Raw genomic sequence first — 24,769 nt, forward strand, 5'->3', positions numbered from 1 at the left:
GCCCTCTCAGCCCTGGCGCAGTTCACACTGGCGGGCTCCCGCAGTACTGGGCACTAGTCTAGTTCCATGCTCCTCGCCGACGCCCAGCTGTACGTGTGCACCGATGCCCGCAGGGACCGCGGCGACTTCGAGTCCTTCCTCGACGCCGCCTTCTCCGGGGGGGTGGACATCATCCAGCTCCGCGACAAGCAGATCGAGGCGGCCGAGGAGCTCGAGCTCCTCGAGGTCCTGCGCGCGGTCGCCGAGCGGCACGGGAAGCTGTGGGCCGTGAACGACCGGGCGGACATCGCCCTGCTCTCCGGGGCGCCCGTGTTCCACGTCGGCCAGAAGGACCTGCCCCTCCGCGCGATCCGCCGCGTCGTGGACCAGTCTGTGCTCGTGGGCCTCTCGACCAACTCCCCCGAGCTCGTCGACACCGCGATCGCGCACGCGCAGAGCCCCGAGTCCTCGGCCCAGGCGCGCCTCGACTACTTCTGCACCGGCCCCCTCTGGGCCACGCCGACCAAGCCGGGCCGGGCCGCCGTGGGCCTCGGGATCGTGGAGCACGCGGCGCGCCGCACCCGCGAGGCGCTCGAGGCGGGCCTCTCGCCGCTGCCGTGGTTCGCCATCGGCGGGATCGACCACACGAACGTGGCCCAGGTGGTCGAGGCGGGGGCGAGCCGAGTCGTCGTCGTCCGCGCCGTCACCGACGCCGACGATCCCGCCGACGCCGCCGCCCGCCTCCGCGCCGAGCTCCCCCAGCCCGCTCCCGCCGCACCGCGCCCATGACGACGGTCGCGTACCAGGGCGAGCCCGGTGCCAACTCGCACATGGCCGCCCTCGAGGCCTACCCCAACGCCGAGACCCTCGCGTGCGCGACCTTCGAGGACGCGTTCGCGGCGGTGACCGGCGGCGAGGCGGACCTGGCGATGATCCCGATCGACAACACCGTGGCCGGACGGGTCGCGGACATCCACCTGCTCCTGCCCGACACTCCCCTGCAGATCGTCGGCGAGCACTTCCTGCGCATCCGCTTCAGCCTCCTCGGCGTCCCCGGCGCCACGATCGAGGGCGCACGGGAGGTGCACTCCCACGTGCACGCGCTCGCGCAGTGCCGCGGCTTCATCCGGGCCCACGGGCTGACCCCCGTCGTGGCCGGCGACACCGCGGGCTCGGCGCGCGAGGTCGCCGAGTGGGGGGATCCGGCCAAGCTCTCGATCGCCCCGCCGCTCGCGGCCGAGCGCTACGGGCTCACGGTCCTCGCGAGCGACATCGAGGACCAGCAGCACAACACGACCCGCTTCGTGGTCCTCGCCCCGCCGCGCGAGTACCCGCAGGCCGACGGCTCGCAGTACGTGACCAGCTTCGTGTTCCGGGTCCGGAACATCCCCGCGGCCCTGTACAAGGCTCTCGGCGGGTTCGCGACCAACGGCGTCAACATGACCCGACTCGAGAGCTACATGGTCGAGGGCCGGTTCGCGGCGACCATGTTCATGGTCGATGTGGAGGGCCACCCCGACGAGCCGGCGCTCGCCCGGGCGCTCGAGGAGCTCGAGTTCTTCTCGACCCAGCTGCGCATCCTCGGGGTCTTCCCCGCCCACCCGCGGCGCTTCGGCTCCACGAAGGCTAGTCGGGACTAGGCTGGCGCCCATGGCGCACTATTCGCTGACCCCGAAGCCGGCCGCCGCCGCAGCCGGGGAGAAGGCAGCGTCCAGCGGCAGTGTGCTCGCGGCGGCCTTCGCGGCCCTGCGGGAGGAGTTCAAGCTCGCCGACGCCTACCCCGCCGAGGCCCTCGCCGACGCCGAGGCGGCCATCGCAGCCCTCACGCTGCCCGCCGAGGACGCGACCGGGATCGGCTTCGTCACGATCGACCCGCCCACGTCCACGGACCTGGACCAGGCCGTCCACATCGAGCGCGACGGCGGCGGGTACCGGGTGCGCTACGCGATCGCGGACGTCCCCGCGTTCGTCCGTCCGGACGGTCCCCTCGACGCCGAGACCCGCCGGCGCGGGCAGACCATCTACGCGGCGGATGCCAAGGTCCCGCTGCACCCGCGCGACATCTCGGACGACGCCGGCAGCCTCCTCGCGGACGAGGTCCGGGGCGCGTTCGTGTGGGACTTCAGCCTCGACGCGGACGGCGAGGTGGCCGGCGTCGGCCTCACCCGCGCCACCGTACGCAGCCGGGCGAAGCTCAGCTACGCCGAGGTGCAGGAGCAGATCGACGCCGGGACCGCGGCCGAGCCGCTGATGCTGCTGCGCGAGGTGGGCCTGAAGCGGGTGGAGCTCGAACGCCGCCGCGGGGGCGCGAGCCTGAACCTTCCGGAGCAGGAGATCGTCCCGGCCGAGGACGGCGGCTACCGGATCGACGCACGCGGACCACGTCCGGTCGAGGACTGGAACGCGCAGATCTCCCTCATGACCGGCATGGCCGCCGCGAGCCTCATGATCGAGGGCCGGATCGGGATCCTGCGCACCATGCCCGGCCCGGACGAGAAGTCGCTGCGGCACTTCCGCCGCCAGACCCAGGCGCTCGGCGCGCCGTGGGACGGCTCCGTCCCCTACGGCGAGTACCTCCGCACACTCGACGCCGCCGAGCCCCGCCACCTCGCGATCCTGTACGCCGCGGCGGCGCTCTTCCGCGGAGCGGCCTACACCCCGTTCGACGGCGACGTGCCCGCCGAGCACCTCCAGGCCGCCATCGCGGCACCCTACGCGCACACCACCGCCCCGCTGCGCAGGCTCGTGGACCGGTTCGTGCTCGTGCTCTGCGAGGCGCTCGCGAACGGGCGCGACGTGCCGGAGTGGGTGCGGGCGGCCCTTCCCCGGCTGCCGGCCCTCATGGCGGCCTCGGACCAGCTCGCGGCCCGGGTCGAGCGGGCCTCCCTCGACCTCGTCGAGGCCGCCCTGCTCGTCACGTCGGTGGGGCGGGAATTCGACGCCGTGGTGGTCTCGGGCTCAACGCCGGCCGCCGGCAGCCCCGTGCCCGCGCGCAACGGCCGCCCGGAGCAGCCCCTCGACCGGATCGCTAGCTCCCAGAACGGGCAGCAGCCGCAGCAGGCCCGGCCGTTCGGCACCGTCCAGCTCGCCGAGCCGCCCGTGACGGCACGGTGCGAGGGCGAGATGGAGTCCGGGACCGCCGTGCGCGTGCGGCTCGTCCACGCGGACGTGACGACCCGGAAGGTCCTGTTCGAGCTGGCCTGAGCACCGGGAAGGGTCTGGGCACAGGGAAGGGGCGGTGCCGCACACGCGGCACCGCCCCTCGCGGTGTTCCTGCGGGAACCGGAAGGTGCCTACAGGCCGGACAGGAGGCCGTTGAGGATGTTCAGCACGCCCTGGAGGCCGGTGCCGTTGTCCAGCAGGCCGGCGACGCTGCAGAGCAGGTTGCCGAGCAGGTTGCCGGGGCCGTTCTGCGCGGTGATGTTCAGGTTGACCTGGTTGAGGTCGACGACGAGGCCCAGCAGGTCCAGGTGCAGCGGCCCGAGCGTCAGGCTGAGGACGTTGCAGGTTCCGCCCGAGGCAGCGTTGGTCACGAGGGCCGTGGCCGTGGTGCTCACGGGCGTGGTGGCGCCGGTGGTGGCATTTGTCAGCGTGCCCGTGACCAGACCTTGGGCCGCCAGCTGCCCATTCTGGTTCACGAACTGCGTCGGGGTGAAGGTGCCCGTCAGGGTCCCTACGACGTTGCCGGCCGCGTCGGTGACCGTCTGCGTGATGAAGGACGTCGACGGCGTCTGGGCAGCTGCCGGCCCAGCGGCGGCCGGGGAGGCCGCCACAGTCTGCGGCTGGGGACTCGCGGCCGTCGCGGGGCCCGCGACGGAGACGAGGAGTCCTCCGGCCATCGCGGCCGTGACGAGCGGGGCGAGAATGCGTGTTCTCATGTCTTACAGCTCCTAGAAATCGGTGGAGTGGATTGACTGATGAATCACCAGAAACGCGAGTCGTGTCGCATCGGCTCACGCTCCCACCGGTACCCGTCCTCCGTCGGCTTCAATCCGCCAGGCAGGACATTTGCCCGTGTCCAGCCCTCGATTCACGGATGTCACCTCCGGCGCGGTATCGTTGGAGAGTTATTGGATGCCCGATCGTCCTGATGCGATCCTCTTTTCACCCGCCGGCCGGTGCCGGCACCTTGATAGCCCGCGATCGGCTTCCGCTGGATGGCCGGCGCGCGCTCCTGCTCCAGATGCCCCACGCAGTCATGGCTGTGGCGCTCTGTTGAGCGAGACCCGCTCGGGCCCCGATGGAGAGGGACCCTTTCCCTATGAACGAAGTCCACACGCATGAACTCCTGACCGACGACTCGGGAACCGAGACGATCGAGACCGAGGAGACGATCACCAACGACGCCCCCGTCCGCCAGGAGAGCCAGAAGACGTTCTCCGACTACGGAGTGGCCCCGGAGATCGCCCAGTCCCTTGCGGATGCCGGAATCCTGAACCCGTTCCCGATCCAGTCGATGACCCTCGGGGTGGCCCTCGGCGGCCACGACATCATCGGCCAGGCCAAGACCGGCACGGGCAAGACCCTCGGCTTCGGCATCCCCGCGCTGCAGCGCACGCTCCCGGTGGAGCACCCGGACTACGCGAAGCTCCCGGTTCCCGGCGCTCCCCAGGCCCTCGTGGTGGTCCCGACGCGCGAGCTCGCGGTGCAGGTGAGCAAGGACCTGCAGACCGCCAGCAAGCGCACCTCGCTGCGCGTCGAGGTCATCTACGGCGGCCGCGCCTACGAGCCGCAGATCGAGGCCCTCCAGCGGGGCGTCGAGGTGGTGGTCGGCACCCCGGGCCGCCTCATCGACCTGCACCGCCAGCGCCACCTCAACCTCAAGAACGTCCGGATGATCGTCCTCGACGAGGCCGACGAGATGCTGGACCTCGGCTTCCTTCCCGACGTCGAGACGCTCATGGGCGCCGTCCCCGCGGTCCGGCAGACGCTGCTGTTCTCGGCGACCATGCCCGGCCCGGTCGTCGCGATGGCGCGCCGCTACATGACGCAGCCCACGCACATCCGCGCCTCGGACCCGAACGACGACTCGGTGACCAAGAAGGACATCCGCCAGGTCATCTACCGCGCGCACCACCTGGACAAGGACGAGGTCGTGGCCCGGATCCTGCAGGCCGAGGGCCGCGGCCGGACCATCATCTTCACGAAGACCAAGCGCACCGCCGCGAAGCTCTCCGAGGAGCTCATCGACCGCGGCTTCGCGGCCGCGGCAATCCACGGCGACCTCGGCCAGGGCGCCCGCGAGCAGGCCCTGCGGGCCTTCCGCCACGGCAAGGTGGACGTCCTCGTCGCGACCGACGTCGCCGCCCGCGGCATCGACGTCGAGGACGTCACCCACGTGATCAACTTCCAGTGCCCCGAGGACGAGAAGGCCTACCTCCACCGCGTGGGCCGCACCGGGCGCGCCGGCCACAAGGGCACCGCCGTGACGTTCGTCGACTGGGATGACGTCCCCCGCTGGACGCTCATCAACAAGGCCCTCGGGCTCGATGTGCCGGAGCCCGTGGAGACGTACTCGTCCTCGCCGCACCTCTACACCGACCTGGACATCCCCGCGGGCACCAAGGGCCGGCTCCCGCGCAACAAGCGCGTCCTCGAGGGCCTTGCGGGCGAGAAGCTCGAGGACCTGGGTGAGCCCGGAGGGAAGAAGCGCTCCCGCGGCGCCAAGGACCGGCGTGAGGACGCCGAGGGCCGCGGCCGCCACGGCGGCAGGGGCCGCGGCGGCGAGCATGCCGAGAGGGCAGAGAAGGCAGAGCGGCCCGAGAAGGCAGAGCACGCCTCCACCACCGCGGGCGGCGAGGCAGGCGGCGAGGGCCGCCGCCGCCGTCGTCGTCGCGGTGTGGCCGAGGGCGCGCCGGAGGCCGCCGGCACCCAGAACGAGCGCCCGCGCCGCGAGTCCGCCGCCCTGGCGGTGCACCTCACGGACTCGGCGGCGGACGGCGCGTCGGTGGACCGCGGCGTGGCGGCAGCCCGCCGTCGTCGGACCCGCCGCCGCAACGGCGAGGTGGTTGCCCGCACCGAGGCCGAGTAGGCCCCGTGGCGGCTGCCCGCCCCCGCGGGTCGTCGGGGGGCCTGTGGTCCCCCGACGGCCCCGACCTCGTGGTCCACGGCGACAACGCCGCAGTGCTCCCGGCCCTGCCCGACGGCTCGTTCACCATGGTCTACATCGACCCGCCGTTCAACACCGGCCGCTCGCAGAAGCGGCAGGAGCTGAGCATGGTGCGCAGCTCGGCCGGGGACCGCATCGGGTTCTCCGGCCAGCGCTACGAGACCATCAAGGGCGCGCTGCACCGCTACGACGACGCGTTCAGCGACTACTGGGCGTTCCTCGAGCCGCGGCTCGTCGAGGCGTGGCGGCTGCTCGCGCAGGACGGCACGCTGTACCTGCACCTCGACTACCGCGAGGCGCACTACGCCAAGGTCATGCTGGATGCGATCTTCGGCCGGGACTGCTTCCTCAACGAGATCATCTGGGCCTACGACTACGGCGCGCGGACCAAGCGGCGCTGGCCCACGAAGCACGACAACGTGCTCGTCTACGTCAAGGACCCTGCCCAGTACCACTTCGACGCGGCCGAGGTGGACCGTGAGCCGTACATGGCGCCGGGCCTCGTCACGCCGGAGAAGCGCGAGCTCGGCAAGCTGCCCACGGACGTGTGGTGGCACACGATCGTCTCCCCCACCGGCCGGGAGAAGACGGGCTACCCGACGCAGAAGCCCGAGGGCCTCGTCCGGCGCATGGTGACGGCCTCGAGCCGCCCCGGGGACTGGGTCTTGGACTTCTTCGCCGGCTCCGGCACGCTCGGCGCGGTCGCCCAGCGGCTCGGCCGGCGGTTCGTGTGCGTCGACGAGAACCCGCAGGCCGTCGAGGTCATGGCCGGACGGCTCCCGTCCGCGCGGGTGGTCACCGCGGGCGGGGGCACGGCCTAGCGCACGACGGCGGTGCCGCGCCCCTGGCGCTCGATCTCGCCGAGCGCCTCGGCCGAGGTGGTGAACTCGCCGAGCCGGTTGGGCTTGCCCGCGCCGTGGTAGTCGGACGATCCGGTGACGAAGAGGCCGTTCTCGGCGGCCAGGCCGAGCAGGAACGGGCGGCGGTCCTCCGGGTTGTCGCGGTGGTAGACCTCGAGCCCGGCCAGCCCTGCCTCGATCATGGCCCGGTAGACCGGCTCCCCGACCGTGCGGCCCCGGGCCGACGCCACGGGGTGGGCGAACACCGGCACTCCCCCGGCGGCGCGGATCAGGGAGACGGCCAGGGCGGGCTCGGGCGCATAGTGCTGCACGAAGTACCGCGAGCGGGAGGACAGGATTGTGGCGAACGCCTCGGTGCGGTCGCCGACGAGGCCTGCCGCGACGAGGGCATCGGCGATGTGCGGCCGGCCCACCGTGGCCCCGGGGGCCACGTGGCGCGTGACGTCGTCCCACGAGAGCGGGTAGTCCTCGGCGAGGAGCGAGACCATGTGCTCGGCGCGGGAGAGCCGCGCGTCCCGGGCCTTGGTGACCTCCTCGAGGAGGCCGGGATGCGCGGGGTCGTGCAGGTAGCTGAGGACGTGGACGCTGATGCCCTCGGGGGTGCGGCAGGAGACCTCCATGCCTGGCACGAGGGCCACCCCGAGGCGCCGCGCCGCCGCTCCCGCGTCGTCCCAGCCCGAGGTCGAGTCGTGGTCCGTGATCGCCAGGACGTCGATGCCTGCCTCGGCGGCCGCTCCGACGAGCTCGGCCGGGGTCTCGGTGCCGTCGGACACCGTCGAGTGGGCGTGCAGATCGATCCTCACGCCCCCACGATAGCCCGGGGACGTGCACGGGGCCTCTGGACAACGCGCACCCCGATGGAAGAATGAAGAAGTGAGTGTTTCAGATCCCGCAGTTCCAGATCCCACCGTCCAGCAGCAGGCGCAGCCGATCGACGACCGGGTGAACAACCGGTCCCAGCGGCCCACCTCCGAGGCATTCAAGGCCTTCATGGCCTCCGGCTGGGCGCCGGCAGAGGGGTCCCTGCCCGGCCGGGACGCGGTCGCCGAGTACACCGCCCGGCGCCGCCGCGCCATCTCCGAGCGGTTCCCCGGCGAGCGCCTGGTCATCCCTGCCGGCCCGCTGAAGGTGCGCTCGAACGACACCGACTACCGCTTCCGCCCCCACTCCGCGTTCGCGCACCTGACCGGGCTCGGGGTGGACCACGAGCCCGACGCCGTGCTCATCCTCGAACCCGTCGACGAGGGGACGGGCGACGACGGCGGCCACCACAGCGCCACCCTGTACTTCCGCCCGCTCGCCGGACGGGACACCGAGCAGTTCTACGGCGACGCCCGTTCCGGGGAGTTCTGGATCGGCGCACGCCCCACGCTCGCCGAGCTCGAGGCCCGGCTGGGCATCGCCACCGCGCACCTCGACGGCCTGGAGGCCGCGCTGACCAAGGGCGTGGGCGCCCCCGCGATCGGCGGCATCTCGGTGCGCCTGGTCCGCAAGGTCCACGAGGACATCGACGCCCTCGTGGACACCGCCCGCTACAACACCGCCATGGACCCCGAGCCGCTGGACCTGTCCGTGTTCGACGCCCTCGACGACCAGCTCGCCGAGGCACTGTCCGAGCTCCGTCTGGCCAAGGACGAGTGGGAGGTCGCCCAGATGCGGGAGGCCGTCGCCGCGACCGCGGCAGGCTTCGAGGAGATCATTCGGGCCCTTCCCCGCGCCGTGGCCCACCGCCGCGGCGAGCGCGTGGTCGAGGGGGCGTTCTTCGCGAAGGCGCGGGAGGAGGGCAACGACCTCGGCTACGAGACGATCGCCGCGTCGGGCAACAACGCCACCGTGCTGCACTGGATCCGCAACAACGGCCCCGTCCGCGAGGGCGAGCTCCTGCTGGTCGATGCCGGGGTGGAGGCCGAGTCCCTCTACACCGCGGACGTGACCCGCACCCTGCCCGTGGGCGGGACGTTCTCGGAGGTCCAGCGCCGGGTGTACCAGGCCGTCCTCGACGCCGCGGAAGCCGCGTTCGCCGCGGCGCGGCCCGGTGTGAAGTTCCGCCAGATCCACGCCGCGGCCATGGAGGTCCTCGCCGCGCGCCTCGAGGAGTGGGGCATCCTCCCCGTCTCCGCCGAGGAGGCGCTCTCGGATGCCGGCCAGCAGCACCGCCGGTGGATGCCCCACGGGACGAGCCACCATCTCGGCCTCGACGTGCACGACTGCGCGCAGGCACGTCGCGAGCTCTACCTCGACGGCGAGCTCGCGCCCGGCATGGTGTTCACGATCGAGCCCGGCCTCTACTTCAAGGCGGAGGACCTCGCGATTCCGGCCGAGTACCGCGGCATCGGTGTGCGCATCGAGGACGACATCCTCATGACCGCCGAGGGCCCGGTGAACCTCAGCGCGGCCCTCCCCCGCACGCCGGACGACGTCGAAGCCTGGATGGCCTCGCTGCGCTGACGTCCGCCCGCCCGCTTCAGGGGCGGGCACCAGGTCCTGCGCAGGCACAGCAAGGGGCGCCGGCCGGTTCTTCCGGCCGGCGCCCCTTGCTGTGCCGGTTCTCTGTGGCTGCCGGTGCGCTGGGACGCGCTACTCGCCCTGGCGGGAGTCGCCGTCGTGCCGCGGCCGGCCCTCGTCGTCGCGGGCCTCCTGCTCGCCGGCGGCCTCCTCGCCGAGGGCGTGGGAGCCGTGGGACTCCTGGCGACCCTGGGACTCCTGGCCGCCCTGGGCCTCCTGGCCACCGTGGGCCTCCTGCTCCCCGGCGCCGTGGGCGGGCACTGCGCCCTGGTGCTGCTGGGTGTGCTCCGGCTCGATGCGGATCCCGTACTGCGGGCGCCCGTCGGGCAGGTCGTGGATGCCCGGACGCGATTCGGGTGCCGGCTGCGGGGGCTGCTGCGCCTGGGGCTGCCCCGGCTGGCCCGAGGGCTGCCCGGCGTTCACCCCGTACGGGTCCGTCCAGCCGGTGGGGCGCTTCGGCTCCTCCTGCTGCGGGGGCTGCCACTGCTGGCCGTAGCCCTGGTCGCCGTAGCCCTGATGGCCCTGGCCGCCCTGGTGGTAGCCGCCCTGGCCCCAGTCCTGCCCGTGCTGGCCGTAGCCTCCCTGGCCGTACTGGCCTCCCTGCCCGTACTGGCCTCCCTGCCCGGACTGGCCCTGGCTGTAGCCGCCGTGGCCCCAGCTGCCGTGGGCCATGCCCTGCCCCATGGGCAGCTGGGCGAGGAGCCTGCGTGCCTCATGGGCCACCTCGTGGCCCACCACGACGTCGTAGTTGCTCGCAATCACCTGGCTCGTGGAGGTGAAGTCGCGCTTGCCGCGCTGCATCGCGTACGTGACGATGCCGAAGAGCATGAAGAACGCAGCACCCATGAGCACCGAGGTGATGATGGAGAAGTAGCTGCCGTTCGGAGTGAAGAAGGAGAGCAGCACCCCCACGAAGAGGCCGAACCACATGCCGCTGAGGGCTCCGTTGAGCGCGACACGCGGGTAGCTCAGCCGCCCGGTCACCCGCTCGACGAGCTTGAGGTCGTTGCCGACGATGGCGACCAGCTCGACGGGGAACTGCTGGTCCGCGAGGTAGTCCACCGCCTTCTGTGCATCCAGGTAGGAGGTATAGGAACCGACGGTTTCGCCCTGCGGGAGGGTGCGGGCCTCGTCAGCGGGCTTGGCGGAACCGAACATGTTGGACATGTCCCTATTCTTACCCGTCTTGCTGCACGGCGTGCCGCTTTCCGCTCAGAGTGAGCGGTGAGATTGCTCTGGAGTAGCCTAGACGGGTGAGTTGGACCCCCACCCGTGTCTTCGTCGCCAGGCTGCTCGGCCTCGACGTCTTCGACCCTGCAGGAGACAGGGTCGGGCGGCTGCGCGACGTCGTCGTCCTTCCCCGCGGCGGCCGCCCCCCGCAGGCGGTGGGGATCGTCGTCGAAGTGCCGGGCAAGCGCCGGGTGTTCGTGCCGATGACGCGCGTGACCAGCATGGACCAGTCCCAGATCATCACGACCGGGCTGATCAACCTGCGCCGGTTCGAGCAGCGCGGCGCGGAGCAGCTCGTGCTGGGCGACATGTTCGACCGGCACGTGGTCCTCGTCGAGGACGGCAGCCAGGCCGCGATCGAGGACCTCGCGATGGACCAGCAGCGCAACGGCGACTGGCTCGTGAGCAAGCTCTTCGTCCGCCGCCTCATGCCCGGACGCGGCCTCCGGAGCCTCCGGCGCGGCGAGACGGTCCTCGTCGACTGGGAAGACACGCGGCACGCAGCCGGGCTGGCCCGCGGCGCCGCGCAGTTCCTCGCCACGCACGAGGACCTCAAGCCGGCCGACTTCGCCGACGCCATGCAGGAGATGAGCGACCAGCGGCGCTTCGAGGTCGTCGCCGAGCTGCAGGACGAGCGCCTCGCCGATGTGCTCCAGGAGCTCCCCGAGGACGACCAGGTGGAGATCCTCTCGGCCCTCGACCTCGAGCGTGCCGCGGACGTGCTCGAGGAGATGGACCCGGACGACGCCGCCGACCTCCTCGCGGACCTCCCCGCGGAGAAGGCCGAGGAGCTGCTCCAGCTCATGGAGCCCGAGGATGCCGAGGACGTCCGCCGCCTCCTGCAGTACGACGAGGGCACCGCCGGCTCCGTCATGACGCCCGTCCCGGTGATCCTGCCCCCCGAGGCGACGGTCGCCGAGGCGCTGGCCCACGTGCGGCGCGAGGAGCTGAGCCCTGCCCTGGCCTCCGCGATCTTCATCTGCCGGCCGCCGCTCGAGACGCCCACGGGCCGCTATCTCGGCACGGTGCACATCCAGCAGCTCCTGCGCAGCGCCCCGCCGGAGCAGCTCGGCTCGATCGTGGACAAGAACCTCGAGCCGATGAAGGACCTCGACTCGATCAGCGATGTGGCCCGCACGATGGCCCAGTACAACCTCAATTCGCTGGCCGTCGTCAACGCGGACGGCCGTCTTGTGGGGGCGGTGACCGTCGACGACCTCCTCGATCACCTCCTGCCCGACGACTGGCGCGTGCACGAGGACGGCGAGCCTGTGAAGAAGTTCGGAGGACGCTTTGGCTGAGCCCCGCAAGCTGCCCGGTCTGGACACACCCCTCGAGCAGCGAAGCAGGCTCATCCCCCGTCTCAGTCCCGACCCGGATGCCTTCGGCCGCTTCGCCGAGAGCTTCGCCCGCTACATGGGGACGCCGCGCTTCCTGCTCTACATGACGCTGTTCTGCGTGGTCTGGCTGGGCTGGAACACCTTTGCCCCCGAGACGATGCAGTTCGACCCGCGGTCGCTGAACTACACCCTGCTCACCCTCCTGCTCTCGCTCCAGGCCTCGTACGCCGCACCCCTGATCCTCCTGGCGCAGAACCGGCAGGATGACCGGGACCGGGTCCAGATCGAGCAGGACCGTTCGCGCAACGAGCGCAGCCTCGCCGACACCGAGTACCTCACGCGGGAGCTCGCGTCGCTGCGCCTCGCCCTGCGCGAGGTGGCGACCCGCGACTTCGTGCGCGGCGAGCTGCGCTCCCTCCTCGAGGACCTCTCCGCCGACCAGGACGAGCCGGACATCGAGGACCGGTCCGAAGGGGCCAAGGCCCGCAGGGACCGCCGCCAGCGCGGCCCCCGGACGCAGCAGATCCCCCGGGTGCGCGAAAGCGGGGTCGCCGAATGAGCCGCGTGTCCGAGGAAGCCGTCCGCGCGGCCCTGCACGGCGTCCTCGATCCGGAGCTGCGCCGGCCCATCGACGAGCTCGGCATGCTGCGCTCGGTGACGGTCGACGGCGGCCGGGTCACCGTGGGCGTGCTCCTCACCATCGCGGGGTGCCCGCTCCGGGGCACCATCGAGCAGGATGTGACCGCCGCACTCCGTTCCGTCCCCGGCGTGGAGGAGACCGCCGTCGACCTCGACGTGATGACCCCCGAGCAGCGCAAGGAGCTCAAGGAGCGCCTCCGCCCCGGGCGGGGCATCCCCTTCAGCCGGCCGGACTCGCTGACCAAGGTCTTCGCCGTCGCGAGCGGCAAGGGCGGCGTGGGCAAGTCATCGGTCACCGTGAACCTCGCGTGCGAGCTCGCCGCGCGCGGGCTGCGGGTCGGGATCGTCGACGCGGATGTGCACGGCTTCTCAGTGCCCGGCCTGCTCGGGGCCACGGGCACGCCCACCCAGGTGGACGACATGATCCTGCCTCCTCTCGCGCACGGCGTGAAGGTGATCTCGATCGGCATGTTCGTCCAGGGCAACCAGCCCGTGGTGTGGCGCGGGCCCATGCTGCACCGTGCGCTCGAGCAGTTTCTCGGCGACGTGTACTTCGGTGACCTCGACGTCCTCTTCCTCGACCTGCCCCCGGGCACCGGGGACGTGGCCATCTCGGTCTCGCAGCTGCTGCCGAACGCCGAGCTGCTCGTCGTGACCACGCCGCAGGCGGCCGCGGCAGAGGTCGCCGAGCGGGCGGGGACGGTGTCGGCGCAGACCGGTCAGAGGGTCGCGGGCGTGATCGAGAACATGTCGGGCCTGACGCTCCCGGACGGGACCGTGATGGAGGTCTTCGGCTCCGGCGGCGGGCAGCGAGTCGCCGAACGGCTGACCGCGGCGCTCGGCACCCCGGTCCCACTGCTGGGCCAGGTGCCCCTGGACGTGGGCCTGCGCGCGGGCGGCGATGCCGGCACCCCGATTGTCCTCAGCGATCCGGGCTCCCCGGCGGCCGTGGCCCTGCGCACCATCGCGGACCGCCTGGCCGCGGTGCCCCGGAACCTGTCGGGACGCCGTCTGGGCGTGACCCCGGCCGTCTGAGGCCTGGCCGTCAGGTCGCCTCGGAGTCGAACGGGGCCTTCTCCCCCGCCTGGAGGCGCTCCACAAGCGGCGCGGGAATGCTGGCGGCAGCGGTGGCGCCGGCGGCCGCAGCCAGGGCGGGCGCCGGAGCCGGCGTGGCGCTGGGGGCGTCGTCGTCGAGCAGCGCGTCCCGGATGATCTTGCGGGGGTCGTACTGGCGGGGATCGTACTTGCGCCAGTCCACCTCGCTGAGGTCGACTCCGGTTTCCTCCTTGAGCTGCTCCTTCGCCCCGGCGGCCATGCGGCGCAGCTCCTTGACGATGTTGGCGAGCTTCTGGGTGTATTCGGGCAGCCGCTTGGGGCCGATCACGAGGACGCCGATGACCAGCAGGATGAGGAATTCCGGGCCGTTGATTCCGAACACGCGTGCAACACTACCTTCTGCCCGAGCGGGCCAGCGATTCCAGCGGGGAGCCTTCTGTCAGGGGCGTCCGGAGGCGCCGACGACCACCAGGAGCCCGCGCCCCAGCCGGTCGAGGGGATCATCGGAGTGGGCCGCGGTCTGGGCCGTGGCACCCGGTGCGGGGCGCACTGCATCCCCTCCGCCGGGTGCCGTCCGCACCAGCGCAGCGGCGCCGTTGCCGGGGGCCGGGCGGGAGGCAGGATCGCCGGCCACGGCGTAGGCAGTCACCGCGAGCGCAGCGGCGCACGCGGCCGCGCCCGCCAGGGCCGTGAGGCCGAGGCGCACAGCGCACCGGGCGCGGGACCGCGGGGCCGTCCGCTCTGCCAGCTCGGCCTGGGCGGCGAGGTACTGGGTGCGTTCGAGGAGCCGCTCCTGCAGGGCATCGGAGGCGCTCGGAACCTGCACCTGCCTCAGGGACGCGAGGTAGCGGCGCTCGGTCTCGAGCCGTCCCCGGCAGTCCGGACAGCCGCGGACGTGCTCGCCGGAGGCGGGGTGGTCATCGGGGAGCAGGCTGCTCCAGCGTGGCATGCCCATCCGGCCGCCTCAGCGCGTGCCGCGGGCCACACGCGGGAGCGCGAGGCGCTTCTTCGCGGAACCCCGTCGGGGGTCGCGGTGCGCCAGCTTCTCGCGCAGGAGCGTCCTGCCCCGGTGGATCCGGCTGCGGACGGTGCCGAGCTTCACGCCCAGGGCATCGGCCACCTCGTCGTAGGAGAGGCCCTCGAGGTCGCAGAGCACCACGGCGGCGCGGAAGTCGGGCGGGAGCTCTTCGAGGGCGGCCTGGACGTCGAGGTCCAGGTTGTTCATCTCGTAGCTGCGCTCCGGCCCGGGCTCCCGCCCGGGCAGGCGGGACTCCGCATCCTCGGCGAGGGCGTCGAAGCGGATGCGGCCCTTGCGGCGGGCCTGGTCGAGGAACAGGTTCGTGGTGATGCGGTGCAGCCAGCCGTCGAGCGTGCCGGGCCTGAAGTTCTCCAGCGAACGGAACACCCGCACGAAGACCTCCTGTGTGAGGTCCTCGGCGTCGTGCTGGTTGCCGGTGAGACGGTAGGCGAGCCGGTACACCTTCGCGGAGTGCTGGGCGACCACCTCTTCCCACGTCGGGGGGACCCAGGGCTGGCCTTCTGGGGCCTGGCCGTCGGGGGCCTGGGTGGCCGCAGCCGATCCAGCTGACACGTCCACACACCTGCCTTCGCTCCGTTGGTGATCGGAACCCCATTCTTCCAGCGCAGGCTGGGAGTTGGCTCGGCGTTCCGCCGCCAGCGTACAGGCTCCCGGGACGATAGGCTTGATCAGCTCCCCCGTCACCGCGGAGTCCCCGCGTGAAGCGAAACTGAGGCGAAAGCAGGCATGACCTCCGACAAGTCCACCAGCTGGTCCTACACCGAGGCGTTCGCGTCCGAGGACATCGTGATGGACCGGGCCCGGGAGCGCTCCTACGACCTGGGCGTGACGGCCGTGAGCCCCGGGGTCGGCGCGGTGCTGACAGTGCTCGCCGCGTCGTCGAAGGCGCATGCCGCCGTGGAGGTCGGCTCGGGCGCCGGCGTCTCGGGGCTGTGCATCCTCAGGGGTCTGGCGTCCCATGCCGTGTTCACGACGATCGACCGGGACGTGGAGCACCTCAAGGCCGCGCGCGAGGCCTTCGCGGAGGCCGGCCTGCTCACGAGCCGGGTGCGCACCATCCCGGGGCGGGCCGCCGCGGTCCTCCCCCGCCTCACCGACGGCGCGTACGACCTTGTCTTCATCGACGCCGACAAGCCCAACGCGCTCCTGTACGCAGAGCAGGGGATCAGGCTCCTGCGTCCCGGCGGGCTGCTCATCGTCAATGACGCCCTCGACCGCGACCGCGTCTCCAATCCGGCGCACCGCGAGCCCACCACGGTCCGCCTGCGCGAGCTCCACCGGGCGCTCCGCGCGGACGAGCGCCTGACCACCGCGATCCTGCCGACCGGCGATGGGCTCATCGTGGCGGCGCGGGGGGCCTGAGGCGCCCGCCGCCCTGCGAGGCGGAGGCTCCGGGCACGACAAAGGGCCGGTCCCTGGGACCGGCCCTTGAACGTTCCTCGGCCGTTCGGCGACCCTACTGGGTGACGCCGACGAGGCACTCCCGCAGCTCGGCAGCCTCATCGGCGTTGAGCTCGACGACCAGCCGACCGCCACCCTCGAGGGGCACCCGCATGATCAGGCTCCGGCCCTCCTTGGTGACCTCCATCGGCCCGTCCCCGGTACGCGGTTTCATGGCTGCCATGTGCTCTTCCCCTCCAGTCGGTCATCCGCACGATGTGCTGCTGACAACATTACCAGCCGGCCCCCCTTGCGCCCGCGAGCGACCGGAACGGGCGTGCCGATCGCACGGGCCCCTACGGCGCCCAGTCGCCGCCGCTCGGAAGCGGGAACCAGACCCACAGCCACACGACCCAGACGATCTGCAGCAGCACGAACATCACGAGCGCCGTCCACCGGTAGGCGCGCGAGCGGGACAGCCCGGCCGCCGCGAGCGCCAGCGGGACCAGCGGCAGCATCATCCGGAACGTGCTCGTCTGCGGGTAGAGGAACGCCAGCAGGTAGAGCGCATAGGCGGCGCACCACAGCTGCATCTCGAGACCCACGCGGCGCACGTGGGCGCTCGTGAGGTAGAGGGCGCCCAGCACCACCAGGACGAACGGGGCGATCGGCCCCATGACCGGGCCGAAGAGGTACTGGCCCGTGTCGAACCACGGCAGGAACGGCACGAGGTCCTGCCCCCTCCACACCGCTTCCGTCGTCGTGTAGGCATCCGGGACTCCTGTCAGCGCCCACGCGATGGCCGGCCAGGCCGCGGCTGCAGCACCTCCGACGACGGTGAGGGCCCCCAGCCGCGCCAGCTCGCCCGCCGTCGTGCCCTCCCTGCGGCGCCGGACCACCCGCACCAGGAAGACACCGGCGAGCATGAGCGCGAACGGCACGCCGACGGGCCGGGTGAGGGCCATGACGGCGACCACGGGCATCGCGGCGAGGTAGCGGCGCTCGACGACCCACAGGAGTGCCCAGGCGAGGAACAGGAGCCCGAGGGACTCCGCGTACGGGATCTGCAGGATGGCCGAGACCGGGAAGAACGCCACGAACGCCACGCCCCACAGCGCGGTGTCGTGGCCTGCGCGCAGCCGGAACAGCCGGTACAGGACCAGGGCGGCAGCGAACCCGGCGACCAGGGCGACGATCTGCGCCCAGGCCTGCCATGGCAGGCCCGAGACGCTGCTGAGGCCGCGGATGACCAGCGGGTACACCGGGTAGAACGCCCACGCGTTCTCCTTCACGGCCCCGGTCGGCGTGTGCGGGAGCGTGGACGGGTAGCCGTTCTGGACGATCCGGCCGTACCACTCCGAGTCCCAGATCTGCACGAAGTGCCAGTAGTCCGGCTGCGCCGGGAACCACGGGTTGTGGCCCTGCTGGAGCGCTGCCGCGGAGATGATGCAGAAGCTGACCACCCGGCTCACGGCGTACACCGACACGACCTGCACCCACCACGGCAGCCCTCCGAAACGGGCCGCGCCGGCGCGCACCAGGCCGGCCAGGGCACGGTGGACGGCGCTCGGCCGGGCGGTGGCCGGGCTGTCCTCGACGCCCGTCATCGCGTCAGTCATCATCGCGGGGCTCCCTCGCGGACTTGAGCTGCTCGGTGAGCGCGTGGATGAGGGCGGCCTGGACGCCGATGCGGTCCCGCAGCCGCGCGAGCACCTCGTCGACCTGGTCCATGCGGTAGCCGCGGAACGCGAGCGCGAACCGGACGGCGTCCACGTCCTCGGGGTTGGGATGCTCGGGCAGGTAGACCGGCGGAAGCCCTGTCGGGGGCTCCTCGAGCCCCCGAGGTGCGGGCGCCGTCGCGCCGTTGCCCTGCGCACCGGGGCGCCGGCCCGAGGAGGCGCGGCCGACGTCTACGGCGAACCACGCGAGTCCCCCGGCCAGGACGATCGCGACGAAGACGAGGAAGAAGCTCACGCGCCCTCCGCCGTGCCCTCGATGTCCGGATCCTCATCGAAGTCGGGATCGGCGTTGCCGAACATGCCCCCGCGGCGCTCCACGGCGCCGAGGCCCCTGAGGACGTGGTCCACCGCGGTCTCCGGGTCATCCACCACGGCGATGAGGTCGAGGTCGGACTCGGAGATCATGCCCTCGCCCACGAGGGTCGCGCGGATCCAGTCGACGAGCGGATTCCAGAACTCGGAGCCCACCAGGACAATCGGGAACTGCGTCACCTTGCCCGTCTGGACCAGCACCATGGCCTCGAACAGCTCATCGAGGGTGCCGAGCCCACCGGGGAGGACGATGAAGCCGTGGGCGTACTTGACGAACATCGTCTTGCGCGCGAAGAAGTAGCGGAAGTTCACCCCGAGGTCGACCCACGAGTTGAGGCCGGTCTCGAAGGGCAGCTCGATCCCGAGCCCCACGGACGTGCCCGACCCCTCGACCGCGCCGCGGTTCGCCGCCTCCATCGAGCCCGGGCCGCCTCCGGTGATGACGGCCACTCCGGACTCGGCGAGCAGGCGCCCGATGGCCACCCCCGTCTCGTAGTAGACCGTGCCGGGCTTGGTGCGGGCAGAGCCGAAGACGCTCACCGCCGGCCCCAGCTCCGCGAGAGCGCCGAAGCCCTCGACGAACTCGCTCTGGATCCGCATCACCCGCCAGGGATCGGTGTGGACGAAGCGGCCGGCCCCCTTGGTGTCGAGGAGATGCTGGTCCGCGGTGCCCTGCTGCGTCTGGCGCCTGCGCAGCTCGATCGGGCCCTTCCGCCGCCACGGGACGTGGCCTCCGTTGCGTGCCGGGGTCTGCGCGGCGCCCGGCTCGCTGCCCGGCTGGGATTCGGTGCTCATGCACCCAAGGCTAGTCTCGCTTCAATCACGATTCAGGCATGCGGTCGGAGGCCGTCGCGCCGCACTGTTCATTGTCCGATACATTTTCCCTATGACTACCGACACATCGGCGACTGCGCTCGTCTCTGTCAAGGGCGTGAACAAGCATTACGGCCAGCTCCATGTGCTCCAGAACATCAATCTGGACGTCAGCAAGGGCGAGGTCGTGGTGGTCATCGGCCCCTCGGGCTCTGGCAAGTCGACGCTGTGCCGCGCGATCAACCGCCTCGAGACCATCGAGGACGGCGAGATCTTCATCGACGGCAAGAAGCTCCCCGAGGAGGGGAAGGAGCTCGCCCGCCTGCGGGCCGACGTCGGCATGGTGTTCCAGTCCTTCAACCTCTTCGCCCACAAGACGATCCTCGAGAACGTCACCCTCGGCCCGATGAAGGTCAAGGGCGTGGACAAGGCCACTGCCGAGAAGGAGGCCATGGCACTCCTCGAGCGGGTCGGCGTGGGGCACCAGGCCCCGAAGCTGCCCGCGCAGCTCTCCGGCGGGCAGCAGCAGCGCGTGGCCATCGCGCGGGCCCTGGCAATGAAGCCCAAGGTCATGCTGTTCGACGAGCCCACCTCGGCGCTGGACCCCGAGATGATCAATGAGGTGCTCGACGTCATGGTGCAGCTGGCGAAGGAGGGCATGACGATGATCGTCGTGACCCACGAGATGGGGTTCGCGCGCAAGGCCGCGGACCGCGTCGTCTTCATGGCTGACGGCCAGATCGTCGAGCAGGCCAAGCCCGAGGAGTTCTTCACGAACCCGCAGAGCAGCCGCGCGAAGGACTTCCTCTCCAAGCTGCTCACCCACTGACCCTCCATCACTTCCGCCTGCACCCGGGCCACGACGGCCCGAGAAGAAAGGAACGCTCCACCATGGCACTCTTCCGCACCAAGAAGGCCGTGCTGACTGCCGCCACGGCGGCCCTCGCACTCACCCTGTCCGCCTGTGGCGGATCCGGCGGCTCCGGCGGTTCCGGCGACGGCTCCTCGGCCTCGGCCGCCCCGTACAAGGTCGCCAGCAACGTCTCCCTCTCCGGCAGCCCGACGTTCGACAAGATCAAGTCCGCCGGCAAGGTGACGATCGGCGTCAAGCAGGACCAGCCCGGGCTCGGGTTCAAGGACGCGGCCACCGGCGAGTACAGCGGCTTCGACATCGAGATCGCCAAGTGGATGGCCGCCTCGCTGGGCTATGGCACGGACAAGATCGAGTTCAAGCCGATCCCCTCCGCCAACCGCGAGTCCGCCATCCAGAACGGCGACATCAACTTCTACGTCGGCACGTACTCCATCACCGACAAGCGCAAGAAGCTGGTCGACTTCGCCGGCCCGTACTTCGTCACCGGCCAGGGCCTACTGGTGAAGAAGGACAACACGACGATCAACAGCGAGAAGGACCTCGCGGGCAAGAACGTCTGCTCGGCGACGGGTTCGACGCCGATCCAGAACATCAAGGCGAACTTCCCGCAGACCAAGACCACGGAGTTCGACACGTACTCGCAGTGCGTCGAGGCCCTCAAGAACGGCCAGACGGACGCCGTCACGACCGACCAGGCCATCCTCCTCGGCTACGCCGCCCAGGAGCCGGACACCCTGAAGGTGGTCGGCCAGCCGTTCACGACCGAGAAGTACGGCATCGGCCTGCCGAAGGGCGACACGGCGCTGCGGAAGTTCTTCAACGACACGCTGACCAACGGCAAGGACACGTGGCAGAAGATCTACGACTCGACGCTCGGCAAGTCGGGCACGAAGGTCTCACAGCCCGCCGTCGACAACTACTGACAGGCACGGTGGGCGGGGCGCTCGGCGCCCCGCCCACCGCCGTTTCTGCTAGAAAGCGAAGGCTGCCGTGAGCACCCTCCTCGACAATCTCGACCTCTTCACCACCGGATTCAAGAACACGGTCATCCTGTTCGTCGTCTCCGGGCTGTTCGCCCTGATCCTCGGAACGATCGTGGGCGCCATGCGTGTCTCCCCCGTGCCGGCCCTGCGGGCCTTCGGGACCCTGTACGTCAACGTCATCCGCAACACGCCGCTGACCCTCGTGCTGTTCTTCTTCGCGCTCGGGTACCCGAAGCTCGGCCTCCCGGAGATCGACTTCATGACCGCCGCGACCATCGGCCTGAGCCTGTACACCGCGACCTATGTGGCCGAGGTGCTCCGCTCCGGCATCAATACGGTCCCCGTGGGCCAGGCCGAGGCCGCACGCGCCATCGGCCTGCCGTTCACCCAGACCCTCACGCTCGTGATCCTGCCCCAGGCCTTCCGCTCGGTGCTGCCGCCGCTCTTCAGCGTCCTCATCGCCCTTCTGAAGAACACGACCGTGGCCGCAGGCTTCTCGGTCGCCGAGGCCGGCGCGATCCGGGCGAACCTCTCCGAGCGCGGCTACCCCGCGATGGAGGGCCTGCTCTGGGTGGCCCTGTTCTTCGTGATCCTCGTCCTGATCCTCGCCCAGCTCCAGCGCTACTTCGAGAAGAAGTGGAAGGTGGCCCGATGAGCTCCGTCCTCTACGACGCCCCGGGCCGCAAGGCCCGCACCCGCCACCTCGTGCTCGGGGTCGTGGGCACGCTCGTGATCCTCGCCATCCTCGGCTTCATCGTGTGGCGCTTCGCGGAGACCGGCCAGTTCAGCGCCGCGAAGTGGAAGATCTTCACGTTCCCGCTCGTCCAGCGCACCCTCCTCAACGCCGTCGGCGCGACGCTCTCCGCCTTCGCGGTGGCCGCCGTGGGAAGCCTCGTGCTCGGCATCGTGCTGGCCATCGGCAGGCTCTCCGACCGCGTCTGGGTGTCCCGCCCGTTCCACTGGTTCACCGAGCTCTTCCGCGCGATCCCCGTGCTGATCCTCATGATGATGATCTACTACGGGCTCCCGCCGCTCTTCGGCGTGAACTGGCCGCCGTTCGTGGCCGTGGTCGTCGCGCTGATCCTCTACAACGGCTCGGTGCTCGCCGAGGTGTTCCGCGCGGGCATCGAGGCCCTCCCCAAGGGACAGCGCGAGGCGGGCTTCGCGATCGGCATGCGCAAGTCCCAGGTGATGCAGTCCATCCTGCTGCCGCAGGCCGTGCGCTCGATGCTGCCGGTGATCATCTCCCAGCTCGTCGTGACGCTCAAGGACACCGCCCTCGGCTTCATCGTCACCTACAACGAGATCCTGTTCCAGGCGAAGTACTTCGGCTCGCAGGCACAGTACGGCTCGCCGATCGTCCCCGCGGCGATCGTGGCCGGCGTGCTCTACGTGGGCATGTGCCTGATCCTCTCGGGCCTCGCGAAGTTCGCGGAGAGCCGCCTGCGCCGGAGCCCGCGCGTGTCCGGCGGCCGCAAGGGCACGGCCATGGTGGCAGCGCAGGACGCCGCAGCGCAGATCTGAGCCGGCCCCTTCTGGGAGTCACCTTCTGGGAGTCACCTCCTGCGGTCCACCCGCTAGAGGTGACTTCCAGGACGTGACTCCCAGACGGCTTTAACGGCTCCCTGACGGCTTCAGGCCCGGAGCCAGGCCTCGAGGGAGGCGAGGCACTCCCTGATGGCCGCCGCCTCGACCCGCTCGTCGTCCTTGTGGGCCAGCAGCGCGTCCCCGGGACCGAAGTTGACCGCCGGCACCCCGAGCTGGGAGAACCTCGCCACGTCCGTCCACCCGTACTTGGGCAGCGGGTCGCGGCCCACGACGGCGACGAACGCCGCCGCCGCGGGGTGGTTCAGGCCCGGCCGGGCACCAGGAGCGCCATCGGTGCGGACCACCTCGAAGCCCTCCAGGAGGGTCCGCACCGCAGCCTCGGCCTCCTCGATCCCCTTGTCCGGCGCGAAGCGGTAGTTGATGGTGACGGTGCAGCGGTCGGGGATCACGTTCCCCGCCGTCCCGCCGGAGATCCCCACGGCGTTGAGACTCTCCCGGTAGTCGAGCCCGTCCACGGTCACGGTCGCCGGAAAGTAGTCTGCGAGACGGGCGAGGATTGGGGCGGCCGCGTGGATCGCGTTCCGGCCCATCCAGGCGCGCGCTGAGTGCGCCGCCTCGCCCACCGTCGTCGCCTCGACGCGCAGCGTACCGTTGCAGCCGCCCTCCACCGTCCCGTTGGTGGGCTCGAGGAGGATCGCGAAGTCGCCGGCCAGCAGGTCGGGGTGGTTCGCCGCGAGCCGTCCCAGCCCGCTCTTCGAGGCCTCCACCTCCTCGTGGTCGTAGAACACGAAGGTGACGTCCCGGGCGGGGGACGCAGGTGCGGCAGGCGAGGCGCCGGCGTCGTGCGTCCCGGCGGCGGGGAACAGGCGGGCGGCGAGGGCGAGCTGGACCGCCACGCCTCCCTTCATGTCGGTCGCGCCGCGCCCCCACAGCGTCCCCTCCCCCGGCTCCCCGTCCCACGACGACGGCACGGTTCCCCGTGCACCGTCAACGGTGGGGAGCGGAACGGTGTCGATGTGCCCGGCGAGGATGACCCGCTCGCTGCGGCCGAGCCCGGAGCGGGCAACGATCGCGTCGCCGTCGCGCACGACGGACAGCGACGTCTGGGCGCGCAGCGCGCGCTCGATCGCGTCCGCGAGGGCCGTCTCCTCGCCCGAGACGCTCTTGGCATCGATGAGCGCGGCGGTGAGGAGGGCGACGTCCTGCGTCAGGTCAAGGTCCGCGGAGGCTGGTGAAGTCACCCGCCCAGCATAGTTTCTGGCACCCCCTGCGGTGCGGACCGCGGGCGCGGCCGCCGATAGACTGGGAACCATGACTGAGACCCCTGCCGCACCCCGCGCTGCCCACGGCTTCGGCCTCGCCACCATCCACGTGGCCACCTCTGCGACCGGAGCCGATGAGGCCACCGTGCTCGACGTCTGGTTCCCCGCCCCTGCGCTCGGAGAGGCCGCCGAGCACCTCGCGGACGCCGTCGTCGACGCCGCGCCGGCCGAGCTCGTGGACGCCGCGGAGAACGGGGCCGACGCCGATCGGAGCACGCAGACCAAGGTGGTCTTCGTCCAGATCGACCTCGACCAGGCTCCGGCCGACACCGCGGACGCCTACCTGCGCCTCCACCTGCTCTCCCACCGGCTCGTGCGCCCGAACACGGTCAACCTCGACGGCCTGTTCGGCAAGCTGCCGAACGTCGTGTGGACCAACTTCGGCCCGTGCCACCCGGCCGGCTTCGAGGCCACGCGCGCCCGTCTGCGGCGCCGCGGCGCGGTCACGGTCTTCGGCGTGGACAAGTTCCCGCGCATGGTCGACTACGTCGTGCCGTCCGGGGTCCGGATCGCCGACGCCGACCGCGTCCGCCTCGGCGCCCACCTCGCCGAGGGGACCACGGTGATGCACGAGGGCTTCGTCAACTTCAACGCCGGCACGCTGGGCACCTCCATGGTCGAGGGCCGCATCTCCGCGGGCGTCGTCGTGGGCGACGGGACGGATGTGGGCGGGGGCGCGTCCATCATGGGCACGCTCTCCGGCGGCGGCCGCGAGCGGATTGCGCTCGGCGAGCGCGTGCTCCTCGGCGCCAATTCGGGCGTGGGCATCTCGATCGGCGACGATTCCGTGGTGGAGGCCGGACTGTACGTGACGGCCGGCACCCGCGTGCGGATCGGCGGCTTCAAGGACGCGTTCGGCGAGAACGCGGAGAAGGTCGTCAAGGCCGTCGAGCTCTCCGGCCAGTCGAACCTCCTGTTCCGCCGCAACTCGACGACGGGCCAGGTCGAGGCGCTCCCCCGCAACGGCCAGACGGTCGAGCTCAACGAGGCCCTGCACGCCAACTGACGCTCCCCGCGTCCTGGGGCGGCCCGCGCACGTCG

General features: G+C 71.4%; 26 protein-coding genes. 15 read left to right on the top strand and 11 right to left on the bottom strand.

Features of this window, described 5'->3' with window-relative positions:
* Positions 1-66: 66 nt before the first annotated feature.
* From thiE to SA2016_RS13460, 3 genes are read left to right on the top strand one after another with little or no spacing between them, the layout of a single operon-like run.
* Entirely contained in the window at positions 67-768 is a 702-nt protein-coding gene (gene thiE / locus SA2016_RS13450; protein ID WP_066498942.1) for a thiamine phosphate synthase, read from the top strand.
* Positions 765-1,619, top strand: coding sequence for a prephenate dehydratase (locus SA2016_RS13455; protein WP_066498944.1), 855 nt, complete (start codon positions 765-767; stop codon positions 1,617-1,619). Before thiE ends, SA2016_RS13455 begins: the two co-directional genes overlap by 4 nt.
* A gap of 10 nt (positions 1,620-1,629) precedes the next feature.
* Positions 1,630-3,183, top strand: coding sequence for an RNB domain-containing ribonuclease (locus tag SA2016_RS13460; RefSeq protein WP_084249519.1), 1,554 nt, complete (start codon positions 1,630-1,632; stop codon positions 3,181-3,183).
* An 89-nt stretch (positions 3,184-3,272) separates the two neighbouring features.
* On the opposite strand, the gene SA2016_RS13465 is transcribed toward SA2016_RS13460, so the two are convergent.
* Positions 3,273-3,857, bottom strand: a complete 585-nt coding sequence (locus SA2016_RS13465) for an ABC transporter substrate-binding protein (protein WP_141305380.1) — start codon at positions 3,855-3,857, stop codon at positions 3,273-3,275.
* Between the two features lie 383 nt (positions 3,858-4,240).
* Between SA2016_RS13465 and SA2016_RS13470 the strand changes: the two genes are divergently transcribed.
* Complete coding sequence (locus SA2016_RS13470; protein ID WP_066498946.1) at positions 4,241-6,010, top strand: DEAD/DEAH box helicase; 1,770 nt, start codon at positions 4,241-4,243, stop codon at positions 6,008-6,010.
* A 5-nt stretch (positions 6,011-6,015) separates the two neighbouring features.
* The gene (locus SA2016_RS13475; RefSeq protein WP_229710767.1) at positions 6,016-6,909 is read left to right on the top strand and encodes a DNA-methyltransferase; all 894 of its coding nucleotides are present in this window, start codon (positions 6,016-6,018) and stop codon (positions 6,907-6,909) included.
* On the opposite strand, the gene SA2016_RS13480 is transcribed toward SA2016_RS13475, so the two are convergent.
* The gene (locus tag SA2016_RS13480; RefSeq protein ID WP_066498948.1) at positions 6,906-7,751 is read right to left on the bottom strand and encodes a PHP domain-containing protein; all 846 of its coding nucleotides are present in this window, start codon (positions 7,749-7,751) and stop codon (positions 6,906-6,908) included. The two genes, SA2016_RS13475 and SA2016_RS13480, sit on opposite strands and share 4 nt — an antisense overlap.
* 70 nt (positions 7,752-7,821) lie before the next feature.
* Between SA2016_RS13480 and SA2016_RS13485 the strand changes: the two genes are divergently transcribed.
* On the top strand, positions 7,822-9,396 hold the full coding sequence (locus SA2016_RS13485) for an aminopeptidase P family protein (protein WP_066498949.1): 1,575 nt from the start codon (positions 7,822-7,824) through the stop codon (positions 9,394-9,396).
* A 129-nt stretch (positions 9,397-9,525) separates the two neighbouring features.
* On the opposite strand, the gene SA2016_RS13490 is transcribed toward SA2016_RS13485, so the two are convergent.
* Complete coding sequence (locus SA2016_RS13490; RefSeq protein WP_066498951.1) at positions 9,526-10,620, bottom strand: YflT domain-containing protein; 1,095 nt, start codon at positions 10,618-10,620, stop codon at positions 9,526-9,528.
* Between the two features lie 86 nt (positions 10,621-10,706).
* Here SA2016_RS13490 and SA2016_RS13495 point away from each other — a divergent pair, with 86 nt between their 5' ends.
* From SA2016_RS13495 to SA2016_RS13505, 3 genes are read left to right on the top strand one after another with little or no spacing between them, the layout of a single operon-like run.
* The gene (locus SA2016_RS13495) at positions 10,707-11,984 is read left to right on the top strand and encodes a magnesium transporter MgtE N-terminal domain-containing protein (RefSeq protein WP_066498954.1); all 1,278 of its coding nucleotides are present in this window, start codon (positions 10,707-10,709) and stop codon (positions 11,982-11,984) included.
* Positions 11,977-12,582: a DUF1003 domain-containing protein gene (locus tag SA2016_RS13500; protein ID WP_066498956.1), complete on the top strand. Its 606-nt coding sequence runs from the start codon at positions 11,977-11,979 to the stop codon at positions 12,580-12,582. The genes SA2016_RS13495 and SA2016_RS13500 overlap by 8 nt, the downstream gene beginning before the upstream one ends.
* The gene (locus SA2016_RS13505) at positions 12,579-13,697 is read left to right on the top strand and encodes an Mrp/NBP35 family ATP-binding protein (RefSeq protein WP_066498963.1); all 1,119 of its coding nucleotides are present in this window, start codon (positions 12,579-12,581) and stop codon (positions 13,695-13,697) included. Before SA2016_RS13500 ends, SA2016_RS13505 begins: the two co-directional genes overlap by 4 nt.
* A 10-nt stretch (positions 13,698-13,707) precedes the next feature.
* Here SA2016_RS13505 and SA2016_RS13510 read toward each other — a convergent pair whose 3' ends face one another.
* Genes SA2016_RS13510 through sigE form a run of 3 tightly spaced genes read right to left on the bottom strand, consistent with a single transcriptional unit; the run spans position 13,708 to position 15,309 of the window.
* Entirely contained in the window at positions 13,708-14,100 is a 393-nt protein-coding gene (locus tag SA2016_RS13510; protein ID WP_066498966.1) for a twin-arginine translocase TatA/TatE family subunit, read from the bottom strand.
* A 57-nt stretch (positions 14,101-14,157) separates the two neighbouring features.
* Positions 14,158-14,667 (bottom strand): hypothetical protein, encoded by a 510-nt coding sequence (locus SA2016_RS13515; protein WP_141305381.1) that lies wholly within the window; start codon positions 14,665-14,667, stop codon positions 14,158-14,160.
* Between the two features lie 15 nt (positions 14,668-14,682).
* Positions 14,683-15,309, bottom strand: coding sequence for an RNA polymerase sigma factor SigE (gene sigE / locus SA2016_RS13520; protein ID WP_066502555.1), 627 nt, complete (start codon positions 15,307-15,309; stop codon positions 14,683-14,685).
* A gap of 174 nt (positions 15,310-15,483) precedes the next feature.
* Between sigE and SA2016_RS13525 the strand changes: the two genes are divergently transcribed.
* Positions 15,484-16,119, top strand: coding sequence for an O-methyltransferase (locus tag SA2016_RS13525; RefSeq protein WP_066498975.1), 636 nt, complete (start codon positions 15,484-15,486; stop codon positions 16,117-16,119).
* Positions 16,120-16,213: 94 nt separating this feature from the next.
* On the opposite strand, the gene SA2016_RS20950 is transcribed toward SA2016_RS13525, so the two are convergent.
* The 4 genes from SA2016_RS20950 to SA2016_RS13540 all read right to left on the bottom strand — a co-directional run bounded on the left by SA2016_RS20950 (position 16,214) and on the right by SA2016_RS13540 (position 18,983).
* Positions 16,214-16,381, bottom strand: a complete 168-nt coding sequence (locus SA2016_RS20950; protein ID WP_084249520.1) for a DUF3117 domain-containing protein — start codon at positions 16,379-16,381, stop codon at positions 16,214-16,216.
* Positions 16,382-16,493: 112 nt separating this feature from the next.
* Positions 16,494-17,759 carry a putative hexosyltransferase gene (locus SA2016_RS13530; RefSeq protein WP_229710768.1) on the bottom strand — a complete coding sequence of 422 codons (1,266 nt, stop codon included), beginning with the start codon at positions 17,757-17,759 and terminating at the stop codon, positions 16,494-16,496.
* Positions 17,749-18,111 (bottom strand): DivIVA domain-containing protein, encoded by a 363-nt coding sequence (locus SA2016_RS13535; protein WP_066498977.1) that lies wholly within the window; start codon positions 18,109-18,111, stop codon positions 17,749-17,751. Before SA2016_RS13535 ends, SA2016_RS13530 begins: the two co-directional genes overlap by 11 nt.
* Complete coding sequence (locus tag SA2016_RS13540) at positions 18,108-18,983, bottom strand: LOG family protein (protein ID WP_084249522.1); 876 nt, start codon at positions 18,981-18,983, stop codon at positions 18,108-18,110. The genes SA2016_RS13535 and SA2016_RS13540 overlap by 4 nt, the downstream gene beginning before the upstream one ends.
* 91 nt (positions 18,984-19,074) lie before the next feature.
* Here SA2016_RS13540 and SA2016_RS13545 point away from each other — a divergent pair, with 91 nt between their 5' ends.
* The 4 genes from SA2016_RS13545 (at position 19,075) to SA2016_RS13560 (ending at position 22,382) form a co-directional block, all read left to right on the top strand.
* On the top strand, positions 19,075-19,830 hold the full coding sequence (locus tag SA2016_RS13545; RefSeq protein ID WP_066498979.1) for an amino acid ABC transporter ATP-binding protein: 756 nt from the start codon (positions 19,075-19,077) through the stop codon (positions 19,828-19,830).
* A 62-nt stretch (positions 19,831-19,892) separates the two neighbouring features.
* Positions 19,893-20,798 (top strand): glutamate ABC transporter substrate-binding protein, encoded by a 906-nt coding sequence (locus SA2016_RS13550; protein WP_066498980.1) that lies wholly within the window; start codon positions 19,893-19,895, stop codon positions 20,796-20,798.
* Positions 20,799-20,865: 67 nt separating this feature from the next.
* Positions 20,866-21,513 carry an amino acid ABC transporter permease gene (locus tag SA2016_RS13555; RefSeq protein WP_066498983.1) on the top strand — a complete coding sequence of 216 codons (648 nt, stop codon included), beginning with the start codon at positions 20,866-20,868 and terminating at the stop codon, positions 21,511-21,513.
* On the top strand, positions 21,510-22,382 hold the full coding sequence (locus SA2016_RS13560) for an amino acid ABC transporter permease (protein ID WP_066498986.1): 873 nt from the start codon (positions 21,510-21,512) through the stop codon (positions 22,380-22,382). The genes SA2016_RS13555 and SA2016_RS13560 overlap by 4 nt, the downstream gene beginning before the upstream one ends.
* Positions 22,383-22,492: 110 nt before the next feature.
* Here SA2016_RS13560 and dapE read toward each other — a convergent pair whose 3' ends face one another.
* On the bottom strand, positions 22,493-23,647 hold the full coding sequence (gene dapE, locus SA2016_RS13565) for a succinyl-diaminopimelate desuccinylase (RefSeq protein WP_066498989.1): 1,155 nt from the start codon (positions 23,645-23,647) through the stop codon (positions 22,493-22,495).
* Positions 23,648-23,717: 70 nt separating this feature from the next.
* Between dapE and dapD the strand changes: the two genes are divergently transcribed.
* Complete coding sequence (gene dapD, locus SA2016_RS13570; RefSeq protein WP_066498991.1) at positions 23,718-24,734, top strand: 2,3,4,5-tetrahydropyridine-2,6-dicarboxylate N-succinyltransferase; 1,017 nt, start codon at positions 23,718-23,720, stop codon at positions 24,732-24,734.
* Positions 24,735-24,769: the final 35 nt, after the last annotated feature.

It is taken from the genome of Sinomonas atrocyanea (genome assembly GCF_001577305.1).
Lineage (GTDB): Bacteria > Actinomycetota > Actinomycetes > Actinomycetales > Micrococcaceae > Sinomonas > Sinomonas atrocyanea.